Genomic DNA, 18,643 nt, shown 5'->3' with positions numbered 1-18,643 from the left:
GACTCTTGGGTCCTTAGAGATCTCAAGTAGCGATCTTGCATCGTAATTCTCGTAAATCAGGCCGAAGATCCTCCCCTCCCCTGCCTTGCCGCTGCTTGCAGGGCCTTCAGTTCCAAATCAAACGCTTCCAAAGCGGGCTTGTCTTCGGGTCGAAGAGTTTCCACCCAGTCCTGAAAGGAGGAAACAGACGACATCTCGTTACACCTCTTACCGCAGAAAAGGGTGCTGGCGAGGGGGTCCGAAATCCATCCTGATGACAAGAGTACCTTTTGCGGTGAACCCAGTCGAGCCTTATCAATCATCGCCTCCGTCACGGGCTCGGCGAGTTCGGCAACGGCCACGACCACGACACTGTGCCCCATATTAGAGAGCAATTCCCGCGTCGCCGCAGCGGACTCGGGGTCCGTGGCGCCGCCCAGGTGCCCCACTACGCGACCCAAACGGGTCGCGGGGAGTTCGGGCACGCGAACCTGCCCTGTCTCCTCGTCCAGAACCACCGAGACGGGCACGTGCCCTACCTTCGAACCAAAGGCGGACCCGACTTCGGACGCGGTCACTCTCACCGTCAGGCCACTGTCGGTTCTCTCGACGTCGGTACCCGGACCGAAAATATAATCGGGATAGGCGACGGACAAGGCTGCGAGGACGAAGTCCGCGAAGGCCCGATCGTCCTCATAGCGCGGCGCCTTCGACGACGTGCACCCGGTGAGCAGCAGTACCATCGCGGCCGAGAACACCGTTCTGCAGGTCCGTCGTAACCATCTCATTTCCGCTCGCCTTCGCCTTTCTGACCCAAGCGCACCGTTACTTTTGACAAGTATGGTGTCGATTCCCGTCCATGGGCTGTCGAACTGATTGATTCGACCGGCGTGCGTAGCGGGGAGCGGATTATTCGCCGGAACGCGAAGTCGTCAGGTGAGGCCGAGGATCGCGAGTATGGTGCGGGCGGTTCGGCCGCCTTCCTGTTCGGCGATGTCGAGGGCGGTGACGACGTCGAGGTCGTCGAGGAGGGCGCGGGTGGCGGCGGTCTCGGCGGATGGGGAGGAGGAGGGGCGGCCGGTGGCGGTGTGGAGGCGGTCGAGGCGGGTGGCGGCGGCGTCGAGGTCGGTGGGGGAGTAGTCCCAGTCCTGTGACCAGGGGCGGCCGATGAGGAGGAGGCGGAGGGCCGCGGCGGGGTGGTCGCGCAGGAGGTCGGCGGTGAAGACGAGGTTGCCGGTGGACTTGGACATCTTGGTGCCGTTCACGCGGACGATGCCGATGTGCAGCCAGGTGCGGGCGAAGGGGCGGACGCCGGTGACGGCCTCGGCCATCGCGGACTCGTAGGCGTGGTGCGGGAAGCGCAGGTCGGCGCCGCCGGTGTGCAGGTCGAGGGAGGGGCCGAAGGTGGTCATGGCCATCGCGGCGCATTCGACGTGCCAGCCGGGGCGGCCCGAGCTCCACGGGCTGGGCCAGGCGGGCTCGCCGGCGTTCGACGGGGACCAGAGCACGACGTCCCAGGGGGTGCGCTTGGCCGGGTCGTCGGGGTCGTCGCCGTATTCGGCGAGCAGGGCGCGGGCGGCGTCCGGGGCGAGGCCGGCCTGGGCGGGGATCCGCTCGCCGTCGAAGTAGACGGCGCCGTCGTGCTCGTAGGCGCGGTCGGCGTCGAGCAGCGCCTGGGTGAGGGCGATCACCTCGTCGATGTGGTTGTGGGCCCGCGGCTCGTGGTCGACGCGCTGGACGCCGAGGGCGGCCATGTCGTGGTCGAAGTAGAACTGCTGCACGGCGGCGAAGCTGTCGTACGGGCTGCCCGCCCGCCGGGCCGCGCTGGTCAGCACGTCGTCCACGTCGGTGACGTTGCGGCACACCTCGACCGTCACCCCGGCGTGGCGCAGCACCCGCGCCGCCACGTCCGCCCACACGAACGTGCTCGCGTGGCCCAGATGGGTGGTGTCGTACGGCGTGATGCCGCATACGTACATCCGGGCACGGCCGACCAGGGGCAGCCGCCGGCCGCCCAGGATCACGGGCGGGCTGATCGGGTTGGCCGCGTGGTACACGGTGATCTCCTCCGATGCTGTGCGGGGGGCCGGGTACGGTCAGGCGCAAGCGTACGTGCTGCCCTGGGCGGCCCGGTCGGGGGGCGGGCCGAACCGGCGTCAGGGGGTGGCGCACTCCGGTCGGCTCGGGCCGTATCGCTCGGCGAGTTCCGCGCCGAAGTCCATGTGGATGCGTTGCAGGCAGATGCTGCGCCGCAGGCACTCGTGGATGGCCGTCGCGAACAGCGTGTCCTGCGCCCACAGGCAGTCCCAGTCGTCGCCGGGCGCGAGCGCCCACAGCGCGGACGTGGCGTCGATCGCCAGGGCCAGGTGCCGCACCTCGTCGCCGCAGGGCGCGTCGTGGGCGTCACCGGTGTGCGGCAGCAGGCGGCCGTGCGTCAGCTCGAACGGGGCGTCGCCGGCGTACAGGACCTCGAAACGCACGCCCCGGTCCGCCGCCTCGCGGACGGCGTCGGCGAGCAGCGCCAGATCCTCGGTGTGGCCGGACAGGTAGACGTGCCGCTGGGCCTCGCCGAGCAGGGCGATGGCGCGGGCGAGGACGCCGAGCCGGTTGCGCACCGCGTTGACCGGGCGCACCTGCTCGTCGCCCTCGGGGACGAGGCGGGCCAGGCCGTCGCGGGCGTCCGACAGCTTCCGCTTGAAGTCGGCGTCGAGGTGCTGGAGCAGCTGCTCGGGGGAGACGGCGGTGAAGCGGGCCGGGCTCTCGCCGGTCTGGATGACGGCGCCGCGTGCGGTCAGGCGGCGCAGCGTCTCGTACACCTTCGGCTGGGGGATGCCGGTGGCGTTGGACAGGGCGTACCCGGTCAGCGGGGGAGCGCCCAGCAGGCCGACGTAGGCGCGGGCCTCGTACTGCGAGAAACCGAGCTGGACAAGGCGATCGGCGGTGGCTTCCGCGCTGGTCATGCCCTCTCCTCCACCTGTCACGGCACTGTGCCCCGGTGGCGGCCGCACCGCACGGACGCCGCCAAATGCACCGACACGATACCTATGGAATGGGACGAGATGGCGGCGTAACGGACGAACCGGGCGCGGATGCGACGAATTCTGTTGTCATTGCCCGTTGACACGACTGTTTCGCTCGCCCAGCATCCATTTCATGATTGAACATGCGCGTCTGTCCGCTTTGCTCCAACGGGAGCGCGCCGCCTACGAAGCCCGCCTGCCGCGCAGCCGCGCCGCTTACCAGGCGTCCGGCTCGCTGCTCGGCCGGGTGCCCATGACCTGGATGAACAAGGTGGCCGGGCCGTTCCCCGCCTACCTCGACCGGGCCTTCGGGGCGCGGGTGCGCGACATCGACGGGCACGAGTACGTCGACTTCTGCCTCGGCGACACCGGCGCGATGGCCGGGCACGCGCCCGAGCCGGTGGCGCGAGCCGTACGCGAACGGGCCGGATACACCGCCATGCTGCCCACGGCCGACGCCGAGTGGGTGGGCGCGGAGCTGGCCCGGCGCTTCAAGGTGGACCTGTGGAGCTTCAGCCTCACGGCCACCGACGCCAACCGCTGGGCGATCAGGCTGGCCCGCCAGGTCACCGGACGGCCCCGGATCCTCGTGTTCAACTACTGCTACCACGGCAGCGTCGACGAGACCCTCATCACGCTCGGCCCCGACGGACCCCGGCCGCGCTCCGGCAACGTCGGCCCGCCCGTCGATCCGGCGGTCACCACGCGGGTGGTGGAGTTCAACGACGCCGACGCGCTGCGCGCCGAGCTCGCGCACGGGGACGTGGCGTGCGTGCTGATGGAGCCCGCGCTCACCAACATCGGCATCGTCCTGCCCGCGCCGGGCTTCCTCGACGAGGTGCGCAGGCTGACCCGCGAGCACGGCACGCTGCTGATCAACGACGAGACGCACACGTTCTCCGCCGGGCCGGGCGGCTGCACCCGCGCCTGGAACCTCGACCCCGACATCGTCACCATCGGCAAGGCCATCGCCGGCGGGGTCCCCATCGGCGCGTACGGCGTTACGCACGAGGTGGCCGAGCGGATCCTCGCGCAGAAGGACGCCGACCTCGTCGACGTCGGCGGCGTGGGCGGCACCCTCGCCGGCAACGCCCTGTCGATCGCGGCGGCACGGGCGACCCTGGAGGAGGTGCTCACCGACGAGGCCTTCAAACGCATGATCGAGCTGTCCGAACGGTTCACCAGTGGCGTGCGATCGGCCATCGAGCACCTGCCCTGGACGGTCACCCAGCTCGGGGCCCGCACCGAGTACCGCTTCGGCGCCCCGGCCAACGGCGGCGAGTCCGCCGCCGCCTCCGACGACGATCTCGACGACTACTTCCACCTCTACCTGCACAACCGCGGGGTGCTGATGACGCCCTTCCACAACATGGCGCTCATGTGCCCGGCCACCACCGCACAGGACGTGGACCTGCACACCGAGCTGTTCACCGCCGCCGTCCGGGAGCTCACGGGCTGACGCCGGGGACACGCCCCGGGCCGGCCGGGCAAGAGGCCAAAGTCCCTGACAGGGTGGCCCGAAAAACCCCTGGTCAGGGCCGTTCCGCCCTTTCGGGTCGCGGGGTCCGTGCCCACAGTGAGGGTATGCAGGCGCAGAAGGGGACACCGGGGGTCGTCGTCGGCTACGACGGCTCCGAATTCGCCGTCCGCGCCCTTGACTGGGCGTCGGACGAGGCGCACCTGCGCCACCGGCCGCTGACCCTCTGCCACGCCTGGGAGCGGTCGTACGGCACGGCCGCCCCGGCGGCCCACCGGGCCGCGGACGGCGGAACCGGGCCCGTGGACGAGGAGACGCCGCGGCGCGTCGCCGAGCAGGTGGTGGAGCACGGCGTGAACCGTGCCCGCGCGCACCTGCCCGAAGGGGCGGTGCTCGTCGATCTGTACGAAGGCCCGGCGGCCGACCGCCTGCTCGAGCTCTCGGCCGCCGCCGAACTCGTCGTGGTCGGCGCGTGCGGGCTGGGCGAGGCGGAACGCGCGGCCGCCGCCGCGCCCGGGTCACCCGCGCGGACGACGCCCGGACCCCTCGGCCGCGGACCGTCCGCGGCCACCGGCGCGGTCGCCTACGCGGACACGGTCACCCGCGCGGGCGGGCCGGTCGGCTCGGTCCGCCGGGCCGTCGCCGCCCGCGCCCGCTGCCCGGTGATCATCGTGCCCCGCGAGGGCACGCCGCCCCCGCACGGCCCCATCGCGGTCGGCGTGGACGGCGGCTGCGAACGCGTCCTGGAGTTCGCCTGCCGGGAGGCGGCGATGCGGCACGTCCCGCTGGTGGCCGTGCACTGCTGGCGGCACGACCCAGAGATCGTCGCGGCGTCCGGGGTGTACGAGCCGACGGTCGTGCGCGCCGCCGCCGAGGAACGGGTGGCCCGCGTCATCGAGCCGTGGCGGCTGCGCTACCCGGACGTGACGATCAGGGTCTCGGCGGCCGAGGGACCCTCCCGGCAGGAACTGCTGGAGGCGGCCCTCGACGCGGCGCTGCTGGTCGTCGGCGCGCCGCACTCCCGGTGCGGGTCGATGACGGCCTTCCTGCTCAACCACGCACCCTGCCCTGTGGCGATCGTCAGAACTCAGGAGGTGGACCCCTAGCATGCGTACCGCGGAGGAGATCAGGAGGGTGGTCCGTACGGCGGTGGAGGCCGCCGTGTGGGCGCCCTCGGTGCACAACACCCAGCCGTGGTCGTTCTCCATAACCGGCGACGAGGTCGGCATCCACGCCGACGTCGACCGAAGGCTGCAGTTCCAGGACCCCGCAGGCCGCGAGATGCTGATCAGCGTCGGCGCGGCCGTCTTCAACCTGACTCTGGCCCTCGCGACGCTCGGCTACGACCCGCTGGTGCACCTCCTGCCCGACCCCGACCGCCCCGCGCTGCTCGCCACCGTACGGCTGGGCGGCCCCGTCACCCCCGATGAGCACACCAAGATGCTGCACGGCCAGATCGAGCGCCGCCGTACCCACCGGGGAGCCTTCGTCGACGTGATGATCCCGCGCAACTTCGCCGACGCGCTGAGCGCCGAGGCACAGGCGGAAGGGGTACGGCTGACGCCCGTGCGCTCGGAGTCGGGCAAGCGGGTGCTCGCGGCGCTCACCCGGGCCGCGCAGGAGGTGCAGGCGTACGACCGCGCCTTCAGCCTGGAGGTGCTGCGCTGGGCCCGGCCGCCGGGCACCACGCGCGGCGACGGCGTCCCGGCGGACGCCTACCCGCTGCGCCCCGACCACACCGAGCCGGACTTCGCCCAGCGCGACTACTCCCGCGACCACCTGTGGGGATACGACCGGCTGCCGTCTGCCACGCGGCCGTCCGCGCCGGGCCTGGTGGCGGTGATGAGCACCGTCGGCGACACCCGCGAGGAATGGCTGCGCGCGGGCGAGGCGCTGCAGCGGGTGCTGCTGTTCGCCTCCGCGCACGGCGTGCGCGCCGCGTTCCACACCCAGGCGCTTGAGCTGTACCACCTGCGGGAGTTCATCCGCCAGGAAATGCTTGAGGGCGAATACCCACAGATGATCATGAGGCTCGGCGTCACCGCGGAGGACGCCGGCACCCTCCGCCGCCCATTGTCCGAGGTCATCGAAGAAGACGCCTGAACGGCCCGGAAGGCAAGGGGACGAAGGTCCTTTACGGAGCGGGACCTCGGTACGGCGAAGCGCGAGCCGTACGGCACTGCTGGCAAAGCGGCCGAAACGATGGAATAAAGCCGGAGCAAGAAATGAATTCGCTCCCCGCGAAGTCCGGTGAGAAAGGGGCCCGAAATGGCCATCGCAGAAGGTCGCAACAGGCCGGTTCAGGGCCGGCGCATCCCCGTTCGCCCCGTCCCCGAGGCGCCCGCTGGTGAGGCGGCGACCCCCAAGGGCCTGGCGTACGTCTGGGCCGCGGCTCGCATCGCGCTCGGCTGGACGTTCCTGTGGGCGTTCATCGACAAGCTGTTCGGCCTGGGGTTCTCCACCCCGGCGGCCAAGGCCTGGATCAACGGCGGCAGCCCGACCACCGGCTTTTTGAAGGGCGCCCAGGAGAACGCGCTGGGCGGGTTCTTCGGCGGTCTGGCCGGTCAGGCGTGGGTGGACTGGCTGTTCATGATCGGTCTGGCCGGGATCGGGATCGCGCTGGTGCTGGGCGCGGGGATGCGCATCGCGGCGGTGGCCGGCGGTCTGCTGCTGGTGCTGATGTGGGCGGCGGAGCTGCCGCTGGACACCAACCCGTTCATGGACGACCACATCGTGTACGCGATCGTGCTGGCCGGCCTGGCGCTGGCCAAGGCCGGCGACACCCTCGGCATCGGCCGCTGGTGGGGCGGCACCGAGCTGGTCCAGCGCTTCCCCTTCCTCCGGTAGCCCCGGAGTGGGAGACCATCTCGCAAGACGTTCGACCACCCGAAACGACCCCGATGCCCGCCTTCGAGGAAGGCGGGCATCGGGGTCTCCGGCTTTCTCGACCGTCGGCGTTCGCTTATTCGGGACGCTTATTTTCAAATGGCCGTGACGCGCCAAAGTCAAATGCCCTGGATTCTGCGTCCGGTGACCTGGTATGGGGTGATGCGGAGGTAGAGGTCGCGGGGGCCGCCGGCCCAGGGCTGCACGTCGGCCTCGGTTACCTTCGCGATTTCCTCCGGGTCGGTCACCAGGTGGGCCGGGCCCTGGACCAGTACGCTCCAGCCCTCGTGGTTGGTTTCGTCGATGCGGTCCACCTCGAAGCCCACCTTGATTTCCACGCCCTCGATGCCGGTGCGCAGGTCCTGGTCCATCAGGCCGCCCTCCTGGGTGCGGAAGACGATCGCGCCGTCGTGCAGTCGGTAGTTGACCGGGAGGACCACCGGGCCGGAGAGGCCGTACCAGGCGATGCGGCCGATGCCGCCGGGGGCGATGAGTCGCAGGCACTCGTCGCGGTCGATGTCGGTGAGCGTTCGCCTGCCGACCGGGGCGGACGCGCCCGGCGGCTCTTGCGTACGGCCGCCGAGCAACTCGTCGACGGTCGTCTCCAGGGCCGACGCGAGCCGGAGCAGGTCTCCGGTCGTGATCGACGTCGTGCTCTCCTCGACGTACTGGATGTATCCGGGCGCCATTCCGGCGCGCTCGCCCAACTCCTCGCGGGTGAGGCCGAGGTCGTGGCGTCGGTGCGCGATGCGGCGACCGGTGTCGCCGCCGGTGTGTTGGGACATAGCAGCGTTCCTGTCTGACGGGATCGTGGCGGCTCAGCGATGAGCGCCGATCATGCGGCCGGAGATGTGCTCGATGGGCATCACGATGAAGTGGTCCCTGCCGCCCGGTACCCAGAGGGTCAGCGGGAGCCGGGCCAGGCGCTCGACCTCGGTGGGTTCGGTGGCGGCGCGGGCGTGGCCGATCGCCGTCACCGACCAGCCGGTCCGCCCGGCCGCGTCGAAGTCGTCGGCCTCGAACGCCACCACCGTGTTGCGCGCGGCGGCGGCCAGTCTGCTCCCCAGGCCGGTACGGATCACTATGTTCTGCCCGTCGAGCACGAAATTAACCGGCTGGACCGCGGGCAGCGCCCGGTCGGTGAAGACGATGCGCCCGATCGGCGTGGAGGCCAGCAGATCGACGCACTCGGCGCGGGACAGCACCTGCAGGCCAACCGAGTCCATAGTCATGTGACAAGGGTGGCGGCAACCGATCGAGCGACGTCAGGGACAAAGGTCCTTGTTACTGGCGGCGTTCGGACTTGAGGCGGGCGGCGAGGGCCGCGGCCTGGGTGCGGCGCTGCATGTCCAGCTTGGTCAGCAGGTTGGAGACGTAGTTCTTTACGGTCTTTTCCGCCAGGAACAGCCGTTCGCCGATCTGCCGGTTGGTGAGGCCCTCCCCGATGAGCTCCAGGATGTGCTTCTCCTGCTCCGACAGGGCGGCCAGCGGGTCCTTCTTCGCCGCCTGGTCGCGCAGCCGGTGCAGCATGGCCGCGGTGGTCTGCGGGTCGAGCAGCGACTGCCCGGAGGCGACGGTGCGCACCGCGCCCACCAGGTCGGAGCCGTGGATCTGCTTGAGCACGTAGCCCGCCGCCCCGGCCATCACCGCGTCGAACAGCGCGTCGTCGTCGGCGTAGGAGGTGAGCATCAGGCAGGCGACCTCCGGCAGCTTGGAGCGCACCTCCCGGCACACGGTGACCCCGCTGCCGTCGGGCAGCCGTACGTCCAGGACGGCGACGTCCGGCTTGACGGCGGGGATGCGGGCGATCGCCTGCTCGGCCGTGCCCGCCTCGCCGATCACCTCGATGTCGTCCTCGGCGTCGAGCAGCGCCGCCACGCCCCGGCGGACCACCTCGTGGTCGTCGACAAGAAACACGCGAATCATGCTCTTCACGCTAGTACCCCCCGGGGCAAAGCGTTAGTGACCTAGGCCCCTGGTTAGGGGGCCTTCTGTGGAGGAAGCTCCCAGGCATGGACGTATTCGAGAGGATCAACGCATTCTGGCGCGCGGCCAACTACCTGTCGGTCGGGCAGATCTACCTTCTCGACAATCCGTTGCTGAAGGAGCCGCTGGAACCACGGCACATCAAGCCGCGGCTGCTCGGCCACTGGGGCACCACCCCCGGCCTGAACTTCTGTTTCGCCCACCTCAACCGGATCATCCTCGAACGCGACCAGGACATGATCTACATCGCCGGCCCCGGTCACGGCGGCCCCGCCGCGGTGGCGTTCTCCTGGCTGGAAGGCTCCTACAGCGAGCGCTACCCGGACGTCTCGCAGGACGCCCGGGGCATGGCCCGCCTGTTCCGCCAGTTCTCCTTCCCCGGCGGCGTGCCCAGCCACGTGGCACCCGAGACCCCCGGCTCCATCCACGAGGGCGGCGAGCTCGGCTACGCCCTCGCCCACGCGTACGGTGCGGCCTTCGACAACCCGAACCTGGTCGTCGCCTGCGTCATCGGCGACGGCGAGGCGGAGACCGGCCCCCTCGCGGCGAGCTGGCACTCCAACAAGTTTCTCAACCCGGCCCGCGACGGCATCGTCCTGCCGATCCTGCACCTCAACGGCTACAAGATCGCCAACCCGACGGTGCTCGCCCGCATCCCCGAGGACGAGCTGCTGATGCTGCTGCGCGGGTACGGCTACCGCCCGCACGTCGTCGCCGGCGACGACCCCGAGACGATGCACCAGCTCATGGCCCAGGCCCTGGACACGGTCTTCGACGAGATCGCCGAGATCAAGAACGGCTCCGGCGAGCCCCTCCCCATGATCGTGCTGCGTTCCCCGAAAGGCTGGACCGGCCCCAAGGAGCTCAACGGCCTCCCGGTCGAGGGCACCTGGCGCTCCCACCAGGTGCCGTTCGGCGACGTACGCGACCACCCCGAGCGCATCGCCATGCTGGAGGAGTGGCTGCGCTCCTACCGCCCCGAGGAGCTGTTCGACGCCGACGGCCGCCCGTCCGAGGAGATCCTCGCCATGGTGCCCCCGGGCACCCGGCGGATGAGCCGCAACCCGCACACCAACGGCGGCGAGATCCTGCGCCCGCTCCGCCTGCCCGACTTCCGCGACTACGCGGTGGAGGTGCCGAAGCCGGCGGCGGCGCACAGCGAGCCCACCCGCGTCCTCGGCACGTTCCTGCGCGACGTCATCGCCGCCAACCCGGACAACTTCCGCCTCATGGGGCCGGACGAGACCGCCTCCAACCGGCTGTCGGCGGTCTTCGAGACGACCGAGCGCGTCTGGGCGGCCGGCCTGCTGCCCACCGACGAGCACCTCGGCCCGGACGGCCGGGTGATGGAGGTGCTCAGCGAGCACCTGTGCCAGGGCTGGTTGGAGGGCTACCTGCTCACCGGCCGCCACGGCCTGTTCAACTGCTATGAGGCGTTCATCCACATCGTTGACGCGATGTTCAACCAGCACGCCAAGTGGCTCGACGCCTGCCAGGAGATCCCCTGGCGGCGGCCGGTCGCCTCGCTCAACTACCTGCTCAGCTCGCACGTGTGGCGGCAGGACCACAACGGCTTCAGCCACCAGGACCCCGGCTTCCTCGACGTGGTGGTGAACAAGAAGGCCTCGGTGGTGCGCGTCTACCTGCCGCCGGACGCCAACACGCTGCTGTCGGTCGCCGACCACTGCCTGCGCTCCCGCAGCTACGTCAACGTGGTGGTCGCCGGCAAGCAGCCGGTGCTCACCCTGATGTCGATGGACGACGCGGTCATCCACTGCACCCGCGGCCTCGGCATCCTGCCGTGGGCGTCCACCGACGGCGACGCCAAGCCCGACGTGGTGCTCGCCTGCGCCGGCGACGTACCGACCCAGGAGACCCTCGCCGCCGCCGCGCTGCTGCGCGAGCACCTGCCGGAGCTGAAGGTCCGCGTGATCAACGTGGTGGACCTGATGCGGCTGCAGCCGGAGTCCGAGCACCCGCACGGCATGAGCGACGCCGAGTTCGACTCCCTGTTCACCGTGGACCGGCCCGTCATCTTCAACTTCCACGGCTACCCGTGGCTCATCCACCGGCTCACCTACCGCCGGCACGGCCACCACAACCTGCACGTACGCGGCTACAAGGAGGAGGGCACCACCACCACGCCCTTCGACATGGCCATGCTCAACGACATCGACCGCTTCCACCTGGTCATGGACGTCATCGACCGGGTGCCGGGGCTCGGCGAGCGGGCCGCGCACCTGCGCCAGGAGATGTCCGACCGCCGCCTGCGCGCCCGCGCGTACACCCGCGAGCACGGCGACGACCCGGCCGAGATCAAGAACTGGACCTGGCCGTACTGACGCGGACCGACGACCGGCGGGGCGCGCCCGACCATCCGCCGCAAGGGGCCGAAGGTCCCTGTCCGTGCGGGTCTCGTGCCCCTGTGAGCGCCTCCGCGCACGTCCGACGCTGGTCATAGGGACATCGGCCGCCGGACGCGAGGAGGGGATCATGACCAGGACAGATGACGGCGCGCCGGTCGTGGTCGGTTACGACGGCTCCAAGCCGAGCGAGCGGGCGTTGCGCTGGGCCGTGCAGGAGGCGCGGCACCGCTGGACCTCGCTGATCGTCTGCCACGCCTGGCACTGGCCCTATCCGGTACGGCCGAGCGACCCCTCGGCCCTCGACACGATCAGGATGGTCGCCCAGGGCATCCTCGACCAGGGCGTCTACCAGGCCGCCAGGCTCGCCCCCAGCCTTCCGGTGCACGCACGGCTGATCGCCGGACCGGCCGCCGCCGCGCTGGTGAGCGAATCCCACGGCGCGGGGCTTCTCGTCCTGGGCACGCGCGGCTTCGGCGGCTTCACCGACCTGCGCGTCGGCTCCGCGGCCGTGCAGGTGCCCGCGCACGCCGCCTGCCCGGTGATCGTCGTCGGGCGGCCCGACCCGTCCCGCCGCCCCACCCCCGGCCTGGTCGTCGTGGGAGTGGACGGATCCCCCGCGGCGGAGGCGGCCGTCGGATTCGCGGCCGAGGAGGCCGTGCTCCGCGACGGCAGCCTGCACGCGGTGTGCAGTTGGTGGGACACGGGCGGATACGACGCCGCGCCGCCGCCGAACACGCCGCCGGGCACGCCGTTCCCCGACGCCGAGCGGCTCAAGCGCCGGGCCGCCGCGCACTTCCAGGAGACCGTCGCGCTGTGGAGCGAGAAGTTCCCCGACCTGCGCATCGAGGCCTCGTTCATGGAACGGTCCCCGCGCCAGGCGCTGCGTGAGGCGGCGGCGCACGCCGAGTTGCTCGTCGTGGGCGACCGCGGCATCGGCGCGTCGAACGGCCCGCCGCTCGGCCCGGTCACCCAGGCGATGCTTCACCACAGCCCGTGCCCCGTGGCGGTCGTCCACGGCGGACGCGCCCACTGAGACCCATCGAGTAAGGGAGGACGCCATGTCCCACACCGTGATCGTCGCCTACGACGGCAGCGCGGGCGCGAGCAGGGCTCTGGAGTGGGCGGCCGACGACGCCGCCCGCCAGGGCGTTGCGCTGCGCATCGTGCACGTGCTGGCGCCGTGGCCGTACGACATCTCCAAGTACGCCGTCCCCGGCGGCCCCGAGGCGTACGCGGAAGGCGCGGGCCGCATGCTGGCCGAGGCCGAGCAGACCGCCCGCGAGCTGCGGCCCGGCCTTGAGGTGAGCTCGGCCCTGCTCGACGGGCAGCCCGCCAAGGTGCTGCGCGAGCAGAGCGGCCCCGACACCACGCTCGTGCTCGGCAGCCGCGGCCTCGGCGGGTTCACCGGCGCGCTGGTCGGCTCGGTGAGCACGCACGTCGCCACGCACGCGCACGGCCCGGTCGTCGTCGTACGCCCGCACGAGGGCGTCACCCGCAACGAGATCGTCGTCGGCGTGGACGGATCCCCCGAATGCGAGCCGGCCCTCGGCTTCGCCCTGGAGCAGGCGCGGCTGCGCGGCGCCACGGTCCGGGCCATCCACGCCTGGCAGCTTCCGGTGCACGCCTACGCCCCCGAGGTCACCTTCGACATGGACGAGCTCGTGCGGTCGCGGCAGCGGCTCGTCGCCGAGAAGCTCGCGGCCTGGCGGGAGAAGTACCCCGAGGTGACGCTGATCGAGCAGACCCCCTGCGTGCACCCGGCGAACGCCCTGATCGACGCGTCCTCGACGGCCGAGCTGGTCGTGGTGGGCTCGCGCGGCATGGGCGCGCTGGGCTCGCTGGTCCTCGGCTCGGTGAGCCGCGCGGTCCTGCACCACGCGCACTGCCCGGTGGCGGTGGTGCGGTCATGACCACCCGCGTGGACGAACTGACCGCCGCCGACGTGATGAGCCGCGTGCTCGTCACCGTCGAGGCGGACGAGACGCCGCTGATGGCCTGGGAGCTGATGCGCCGCTCGCAGGTCCACCACCTGCCCGTCGTCGATCGGCGGGGCCACGTGGAGGGCATCCTCACCCGCGAGGCGATCGCCGCCCGCTGGGGCGGCGGGCCCGAGACGATGGAACGGCAGTCGGTGGGCGAGCTGCTCGGCTGCGAGCGCAGGCCGCGGGTCTGCCCGGACACGCCGCTGCCGCAGGTCGCCGCGACCATGCTGGACGCGGGGTGCGACGCCGTGCCGGTGGTGTCCGAGTCCGGCGCCCTGCTCGGCCTCATCACCAGCGTGGACCTGCTCGCCGTGCTCGCCGGGCGTCCGATCAGGGAGCGGGTGCGGCCCGACACCACCCCGGCGCTGTTCCGGATGGAGCCGGTGCTGCCCCCGCCCCAGGCGAGGCGATGACGATGCGGGTACGGGAGGTCATGGCGCCCGTGGTGGTCGCGGTCACGGCCGACTCCTCGTTCTCCGACATCGTGGCCACGCTGGAGCGCTTCCGGGTCGGCGCCGTCCCGGTGATCGACGCCGACCGCCGGGTGCTCGGCGTGGTGTCCGAGGACGACCTGCTGATGCGGGAGACCGGCGGCGGGCGGCGGCGTCCGTGGCCGCTGCCGGGTCTCCGCGGGCGGGCCGAACGCCGCAAGGCGGCCGGAACCACCGCCGGGGAGATCATGACCTCCCCGGCGATCACGGTGACGCCCGGTACGCCGGTGCGGGAGGCGGCGAGCCTCATGCACGACCACCGGGTCAAGCAGCTTCCGGTCGTCGATGCGCTCACCGGGCGGGTGCTCGGCATGGTGCGGCAGTCCGACCTGCTCAAGGTGTTCGAGCGCCCGGCGTCCGAGCTGCGCGCGGCGGTCCGGAACGTGATCGCCGAGCGGGTGGCGATCGACCCCGGCGCGCTGGCGATCCACGTCGCCGACGGCGTGGTCACGATCACGGGCACGGCCGGCAGCCGCACCCGGGCGGCCGAGCTCGCCGAGGCCGTGTGCTCGGTGGACGGGGTCGTGGCGCTCGAACTCGACGTGGAGTTCGCCGACGACGACACCGGTCCGGGGCCCGGCCGGGTGCCGCCCCTGCTGTAGGCGCCCTGTTGTAGCGACGGAACAAGGGGCCGGACCGCTCGCCCAGGGGTGCGGCCCATCGGTGTGATTCATCGCGAAGGGGCGGTGGAAGATGGCGCTGGACGCGATGGCCGCGGCGCGTGCGACCGGGCCGAACGGCACCGGCGACGAGCCGGACCTGCTGGGACGCTACCTGATGGAGATCGGCCGGACGCCGCTGCTCACCGGGGAGGAGGAGAGCGACCTGGCCCGGCGCATCGAGGCCGGCGTCTACGCCCAGCACCTGCTTGAGGAGGACGACGGGCTCACGCCGGAGCGGGCCGAGGACCTGCGCGCGGTGGCGCGCGACGGCGCGCTCGCCAAGGACCACATGATCCGCGCCAACCTGCGGCTGGTGGTGTCGGTGGCGCGCAGGTACCACCAGCGCGACATGGCGCTGCTCGACCTCATCCAGGAGGGCAACCTCGGGCTGATCCGCGCGGTGCAGAAGTTCGACTACACCAAGGGCTACAAGTTCTCCACGTACGCGATGTGGTGGATCCGCCAGGCGATCGAGCGCGGCGTGGCGCAGAAGGGGCGGCCCGTGCGCCTGCCCATGCACGTGGTGGAGGAACTGGCCCGCTTCAACCGGGTCGAGCGCGAGCTGACGCTGCGGCTGGGCCGGGAGCCGTCCCTCGCCGAGCTGGCCAGGGAGTCGGGCCGGTCGCCGGAGCGAGCGGCCGAGCTCAAGCGCCTGACGCTGCGCTCGGTCAGCCTCGACACCCCCGTCGGCGAGGGCGGCGACTCCTGCCTCGGCGACCTGCTCTGGGACGGCGAGGAGGCGCCCGCCGAAGGCGCGGTCGAGTTCGGCATGCAGGTCAGGCAGTTGCGTGCCCTGCTCGCCACGCTGCCCCCGCGCGAGGCGCAGATCCTTCGCTGGCGATTCGGGCTGGACTCCGGCTACCCCTGCACGCTGCAGCAGGTCGGCGACCGCCTCGGGCTCACCCGCGAGCGGGTGCGGCAGCTTGAATGCAAGGCGCTGAGCCGACTGCGCGCCCCCGAGCGGCTGGCCGCCCTGAGCCCCTGAGCCCCTGTCTTCGGCTGAACCCCTGGGCCCCTGTCTTCGGCCGGAACCCGCCCCTCCCCGTGAGGGTCTGAGTCCCTGAGTCCCTGAGCCCTTGGGCCTCGGTGTGCCGGGTCAGGTCTGCTCGGGCACCATCATGATCGCGCCTGCCGGGCACTCGGCCACGCACAGGCCGCACCCCTTGCAGTAGTCGTAGTCGATCACGAACCGTCGGCCCGGCCCGAGCTTGATGATCGCGTTGTCCGGGCAGACGCCGTAGCAGTTGTCGCACTCGAAGCAGTCGCCGCAGGACATGCAGCGGCGGGCCTCGAACAGCGCCGTGCCCTCGTCCAGGCCGCCCTCCACCTCGTCGAAGGTGGTCACGCGGCGGGCCGCGTCGAGGCGGGGCCGTACGCTCGCCGGGGCGTCGCTGTAGTACCAGGTGTTGAGCAGGTCGAACGTGGCGGGCGGGTTGGGCGGCGCGGGACGGTACTCGGTGCCTCGCAGCCAGGCGTCGATGTGCCGGGCGGCCGTCTTGCCGTGGCCGACCGCCACGGTCACGGTGCGCTCCGAGGGCACCATGTCGCCGCCCGCGAACACGCCGGGGCAGCCGGTCATCATGTTCGCGCCGACCTTGACCACGCCGTTCTCCAGCTCGACGCCGGGCAGGCCGTCCAGCAGCGACAAATCGGGCTCCTGGCCGAGGGCGAGCACCACCGAGTCGGCGGCGAGCTCCTCGAACTCGCCGGTCGGCTGCGGGAAGCCGGTCTCGTCCAGCTCCATCCGCTCGATGACGATCTTCTCGCCGTCCGCCCGCGCGATCGTGGACAGCCACTTCATCCGTACGCCCTCCTCGATGGCCTCCTCGACCTCGAAGTCGTGGGCGGGCATGCGCTCCCGGGTACGGCGGTAGACGACGACGGCGTCGGTCGCGCCGAGGCGGCGGGCGGTCCTGGCCGCGTCCATCGCCGTGTTGCCGCCGCCGTACACGACCACCCGGCGACCCAGTCGCGGTGGCTCATAGGGGGGCTCATAGGGGGGCTCATAGGGGGGCTCATGTGAGGGCTCATTGGGAGGCGCGACCTCGGTGTCGCGCAGCACCTTGATCGCGTCGAGGATGCGGGCGGAGTCGCCGGCCGGGATGTACGCGCGCCTGCCGACGTGCGCGCCGACGGCGAGGAAGACGGCGTCGTAGTCGCGCATCGCCTCGCGCGGATCCGTGATCGTACGGCCGAGCTCGAACGTCACGCCCATCTCGGCGACGCGCCGGATCTCGGCGTCGAGGATGTCGCGGGGCAGCCGGTAGCGGGGGATGCCGTAGCGCATCATGCCGCCGGGGGCCTCGGAGGAGTCCGCGACCGTCACCGCGTGGCCCAGGCGGGTCAGGTGGTAGGCCGCCGACAGCCCGGCCGGGCCCGCGCCGACGACGAGCACCCGTTTGCCGGACGGCTCGGCCTCGACGGGGACGGTCCAGCCGCGCCGGATCGCCTCGTCGCCGAGGAAGCGCTCGACGGCGTTGATGCCGACCGACTCGTCCAGTTGTCCCCGGTTGCAGGCGGTCTGGCAGGGGTGGTAGCAGACCCGGCCCATGATCGCGGGGAACGGGTTGTCCTCCATGAGGACGCGCCAGGCGGTCTCGTAGTCGCCGCTCTCGGCGTGGTAGAGCCAGCCGCGCACGTCCTCCCCGGCGGGGCAGTTCCGGCCGCACGGCGCCGTGCGCTCGACGTAGACGGGCCGCTCGGTGCGCCACGCGCCGGTCTTGTTCGCGAGGCTGGACCCGACCTCCAGGGTGATCGCGAACGGCTTGTCTTCTTCGGGTAGCGGAGCGGTCACGTCAATCCACCTCGGTCCAGAGCCGGAAGCGACGGATGTTGCGGTCGGCCATCGCCTGGATCGCGGCGATGACGTCGGTGCGGGGCGGGTCGCCGAACAGGTGGGCGTACCGTCCCTGCAGCCGGAGGTACTCCTCCACCGGAACCCGGCGGCGGATCGGCGACACGGCGGTGACCTCGCCGGACTCGGCCTCGAAGACCGGGAACAGGCCCGACCGCGTCGCCAGCCGCGCCACCTTGATCGTGTCGCAGGAGGCGGTGGCCCAGCCGAGCGGGCACGGCACCAGGACGTGCAGGTAGCGGGCGCCCCGGAACTCCATCGCGCGGCGCACCTTGTACTCCAGGTCGCGCAGGTCGGCGACGGTCGCCGTGGCCACGTACGGGATCTCGTGCGCCATCGCGATCAGCGGGACGTTCTTGCCCTGGCCGAACGGGTTGCCCGGCTCGTCGCCGACCGCCTGGGTGGTCATCGTGCGGGCCGCCGGCGGGGTGGCGCCGGAGCGCTGCACGCCGGTGTTCATGTACGCCTCGTTGTCGTAGCAGATGTAGAGCACGTCGTCGTTCCGCTCGAACATGCCCGACAGGCAGGCGAAGCCGATGTCGACCGTGCCGCCGTCGCCGCCCTGGCCGACCACGCGGACGTCCGCGCGGCCCTTGACCTTCATCGCGGCGGCGACGCCGGCCGCCACCGCCGGGGCGTTGCCGAACAGCGAGTGGATCCACGGCACCTGCCAGGACGTCTCCGGGTACGGCGTGGAGAACACCTCCAGGCAGCCGGTGGCGTTCACCACGACCATCCGCCCCTCGGTGGCGCGGATCGCGGCGTCCACGGCGTACCGGGCGCCGAGGGCCTCGCCGCAGCCCTGGCAGGCGCGGTGTCCGGAGGTGAGCGCGTTGGGGCGGTCCTGGGCGGCCTGCACCGTGCGCCGCTCGGGGTCGAGCAGCCGGTTGCCGACCACGAGGCTGCCGGTCTGGTAGAACTTGATCTGCTGTGCGGGCAT

The 18,643-nt window shown here is 71.6% G+C and carries 18 protein-coding genes; 10 read left to right on the top strand and 8 right to left on the bottom strand.

Going from position 1 to position 18,643, the window contains the following annotated elements:
* Positions 1–56: 56 nt before the first annotated feature.
* The 3 genes from AB0K60_RS08325 to AB0K60_RS08315 all read right to left on the bottom strand — a co-directional run bounded on the left by AB0K60_RS08325 (position 57) and on the right by AB0K60_RS08315 (position 2,939).
* On the bottom strand, positions 57–722 hold the full coding sequence (locus AB0K60_RS08325) for a hypothetical protein (protein ID WP_364049984.1): 666 nt from the start codon (positions 720–722) through the stop codon (positions 57–59).
* Positions 723–911: 189 nt separating this feature from the next.
* Entirely contained in the window at positions 912–2,036 is a 1,125-nt protein-coding gene (locus AB0K60_RS08320) for a class I tRNA ligase family protein (protein WP_364049982.1), read from the bottom strand.
* Positions 2,037–2,135: 99 nt separating this feature from the next.
* On the bottom strand, positions 2,136–2,939 hold the full coding sequence (locus AB0K60_RS08315) for a helix-turn-helix domain-containing protein (protein WP_364049980.1): 804 nt from the start codon (positions 2,937–2,939) through the stop codon (positions 2,136–2,138).
* Positions 2,940–3,132: 193 nt separating this feature from the next.
* Here AB0K60_RS08315 and AB0K60_RS08310 point away from each other — a divergent pair, with 193 nt between their 5' ends.
* The 4 genes from AB0K60_RS08310 to AB0K60_RS08295 all read left to right on the top strand — a co-directional run bounded on the left by AB0K60_RS08310 (position 3,133) and on the right by AB0K60_RS08295 (position 7,323).
* Entirely contained in the window at positions 3,133–4,458 is a 1,326-nt protein-coding gene (locus tag AB0K60_RS08310) for a transaminase (protein WP_364049978.1), read from the top strand.
* 125 nt (positions 4,459–4,583) lie between these two features.
* Positions 4,584–5,582, top strand: a complete 999-nt coding sequence (locus tag AB0K60_RS08305; protein ID WP_364049976.1) for a universal stress protein — start codon at positions 4,584–4,586, stop codon at positions 5,580–5,582.
* Position 5,583: 1 nt separating this feature from the next.
* Positions 5,584–6,579 carry a hypothetical protein gene (locus AB0K60_RS08300; RefSeq protein WP_364049975.1) on the top strand — a complete coding sequence of 332 codons (996 nt, stop codon included), beginning with the start codon at positions 5,584–5,586 and terminating at the stop codon, positions 6,577–6,579.
* Positions 6,580–6,744: 165 nt separating this feature from the next.
* Positions 6,745–7,323, top strand: a complete 579-nt coding sequence (locus AB0K60_RS08295; RefSeq protein WP_364049974.1) for a hypothetical protein — start codon at positions 6,745–6,747, stop codon at positions 7,321–7,323.
* A 158-nt stretch (positions 7,324–7,481) separates the two neighbouring features.
* Here the strand turns inward: AB0K60_RS08295 and AB0K60_RS08290 are convergent, their stop codons facing one another.
* Genes AB0K60_RS08290 through AB0K60_RS08280 form a run of 3 tightly spaced genes read right to left on the bottom strand, consistent with a single transcriptional unit; the run spans position 7,482 to position 9,288 of the window.
* A complete protein-coding gene (locus tag AB0K60_RS08290) occupies positions 7,482–8,147 on the bottom strand; it encodes a pyridoxamine 5'-phosphate oxidase family protein (protein ID WP_364049973.1) in 666 nt (221 codons plus the stop codon).
* Positions 8,148–8,180: 33 nt separating this feature from the next.
* Positions 8,181–8,594: a pyridoxamine 5'-phosphate oxidase family protein gene (locus tag AB0K60_RS08285; protein WP_364049972.1), complete on the bottom strand. Its 414-nt coding sequence runs from the start codon at positions 8,592–8,594 to the stop codon at positions 8,181–8,183.
* A gap of 52 nt (positions 8,595–8,646) precedes the next feature.
* Complete coding sequence (locus AB0K60_RS08280) at positions 8,647–9,288, bottom strand: response regulator transcription factor (RefSeq protein ID WP_364049970.1); 642 nt, start codon at positions 9,286–9,288, stop codon at positions 8,647–8,649.
* 86 nt (positions 9,289–9,374) lie between these two features.
* Here AB0K60_RS08280 and AB0K60_RS08275 point away from each other — a divergent pair, with 86 nt between their 5' ends.
* From AB0K60_RS08275 to AB0K60_RS08250, 6 genes are all read left to right on the top strand, one after another.
* Positions 9,375–11,690 (top strand): phosphoketolase family protein, encoded by a 2,316-nt coding sequence (locus tag AB0K60_RS08275; protein WP_364049968.1) that lies wholly within the window; start codon positions 9,375–9,377, stop codon positions 11,688–11,690.
* A 151-nt stretch (positions 11,691–11,841) separates the two neighbouring features.
* Positions 11,842–12,747, top strand: a complete 906-nt coding sequence (locus AB0K60_RS08270) for a universal stress protein (protein ID WP_364049966.1) — start codon at positions 11,842–11,844, stop codon at positions 12,745–12,747.
* A gap of 25 nt (positions 12,748–12,772) precedes the next feature.
* Positions 12,773–13,624 carry a universal stress protein gene (locus AB0K60_RS08265; RefSeq protein ID WP_364049964.1) on the top strand — a complete coding sequence of 284 codons (852 nt, stop codon included), beginning with the start codon at positions 12,773–12,775 and terminating at the stop codon, positions 13,622–13,624.
* Positions 13,621–14,109, top strand: coding sequence for a CBS domain-containing protein (locus AB0K60_RS08260; protein ID WP_364049962.1), 489 nt, complete (start codon positions 13,621–13,623; stop codon positions 14,107–14,109). The genes AB0K60_RS08265 and AB0K60_RS08260 overlap by 4 nt, the downstream gene beginning before the upstream one ends.
* Positions 14,106–14,789, top strand: a complete 684-nt coding sequence (locus AB0K60_RS08255; RefSeq protein ID WP_364049960.1) for a CBS domain-containing protein — start codon at positions 14,106–14,108, stop codon at positions 14,787–14,789. The genes AB0K60_RS08260 and AB0K60_RS08255 overlap by 4 nt, the downstream gene beginning before the upstream one ends.
* A 91-nt stretch (positions 14,790–14,880) precedes the next feature.
* Positions 14,881–15,834, top strand: coding sequence for a sigma-70 family RNA polymerase sigma factor (locus AB0K60_RS08250; protein WP_364049958.1), 954 nt, complete (start codon positions 14,881–14,883; stop codon positions 15,832–15,834).
* A gap of 111 nt (positions 15,835–15,945) precedes the next feature.
* Here AB0K60_RS08250 and AB0K60_RS08245 read toward each other — a convergent pair whose 3' ends face one another.
* Positions 15,946–17,643: an NAD(P)-binding protein gene (locus AB0K60_RS08245; RefSeq protein ID WP_364049956.1), complete on the bottom strand. Its 1,698-nt coding sequence runs from the start codon at positions 17,641–17,643 to the stop codon at positions 15,946–15,948.
* A gap of 1 nt (position 17,644) precedes the next feature.
* The gene (locus tag AB0K60_RS08240) at positions 17,645–18,643 is read right to left on the bottom strand and encodes a thiamine pyrophosphate-dependent enzyme (protein ID WP_364049954.1); all 999 of its coding nucleotides are present in this window, start codon (positions 18,641–18,643) and stop codon (positions 17,645–17,647) included.

It is taken from the genome of Thermopolyspora sp. NPDC052614 (assembly GCF_040678635.1).
Classification (GTDB): Bacteria; Actinomycetota; Actinomycetes; order Streptosporangiales; family Streptosporangiaceae; genus Thermopolyspora.
This window is presented reverse-complemented; position numbering and strand designations above follow the sequence as displayed.

Coding starts and splice junctions, on each gene's coding strand:
- AB0K60_RS08325 (WP_364049984.1), bottom strand. CDS start 722: ATGGTACTGCTGCTCACCGGGTGCACGTCGTCGAAGGCGCCGCGCTAT.
- AB0K60_RS08315 (WP_364049980.1), bottom strand. CDS start 2,939: ATGACCAGCGCGGAAGCCACCGCCGATCGCCTTGTCCAGCTCGGTTTC.
- AB0K60_RS08285 (WP_364049972.1), bottom strand. CDS start 8,594: ATGACTATGGACTCGGTTGGCCTGCAGGTGCTGTCCCGCGCCGAGTGC.
- AB0K60_RS08260 (WP_364049962.1), top strand. CDS start 13,621: ATGACCACCCGCGTGGACGAACTGACCGCCGCCGACGTGATGAGCCGC.
- AB0K60_RS08270 (WP_364049966.1), top strand. CDS start 11,842: ATGACCAGGACAGATGACGGCGCGCCGGTCGTGGTCGGTTACGACGGC.
- AB0K60_RS08310 (WP_364049978.1), top strand. CDS start 3,133: ATGATTGAACATGCGCGTCTGTCCGCTTTGCTCCAACGGGAGCGCGCC.
- AB0K60_RS08265 (WP_364049964.1), top strand. CDS start 12,773: ATGTCCCACACCGTGATCGTCGCCTACGACGGCAGCGCGGGCGCGAGC.
- AB0K60_RS08305 (WP_364049976.1), top strand. CDS start 4,584: ATGCAGGCGCAGAAGGGGACACCGGGGGTCGTCGTCGGCTACGACGGC.
- AB0K60_RS08275 (WP_364049968.1), top strand. CDS start 9,375: ATGGACGTATTCGAGAGGATCAACGCATTCTGGCGCGCGGCCAACTAC.
- AB0K60_RS08255 (WP_364049960.1), top strand. CDS start 14,106: ATGACGATGCGGGTACGGGAGGTCATGGCGCCCGTGGTGGTCGCGGTC.
- AB0K60_RS08300 (WP_364049975.1), top strand. CDS start 5,584: ATGCGTACCGCGGAGGAGATCAGGAGGGTGGTCCGTACGGCGGTGGAG.
- AB0K60_RS08290 (WP_364049973.1), bottom strand. CDS start 8,147: ATGTCCCAACACACCGGCGGCGACACCGGTCGCCGCATCGCGCACCGA.
- AB0K60_RS08240 (WP_364049954.1), bottom strand. CDS start 18,643: ATGCCCGCACAGCAGATCAAGTTCTACCAGACCGGCAGCCTCGTGGTC.
- AB0K60_RS08280 (WP_364049970.1), bottom strand. CDS start 9,288: ATGATTCGCGTGTTTCTTGTCGACGACCACGAGGTGGTCCGCCGGGGC.
- AB0K60_RS08295 (WP_364049974.1), top strand. CDS start 6,745: ATGGCCATCGCAGAAGGTCGCAACAGGCCGGTTCAGGGCCGGCGCATC.
- AB0K60_RS08250 (WP_364049958.1), top strand. CDS start 14,881: ATGGCGCTGGACGCGATGGCCGCGGCGCGTGCGACCGGGCCGAACGGC.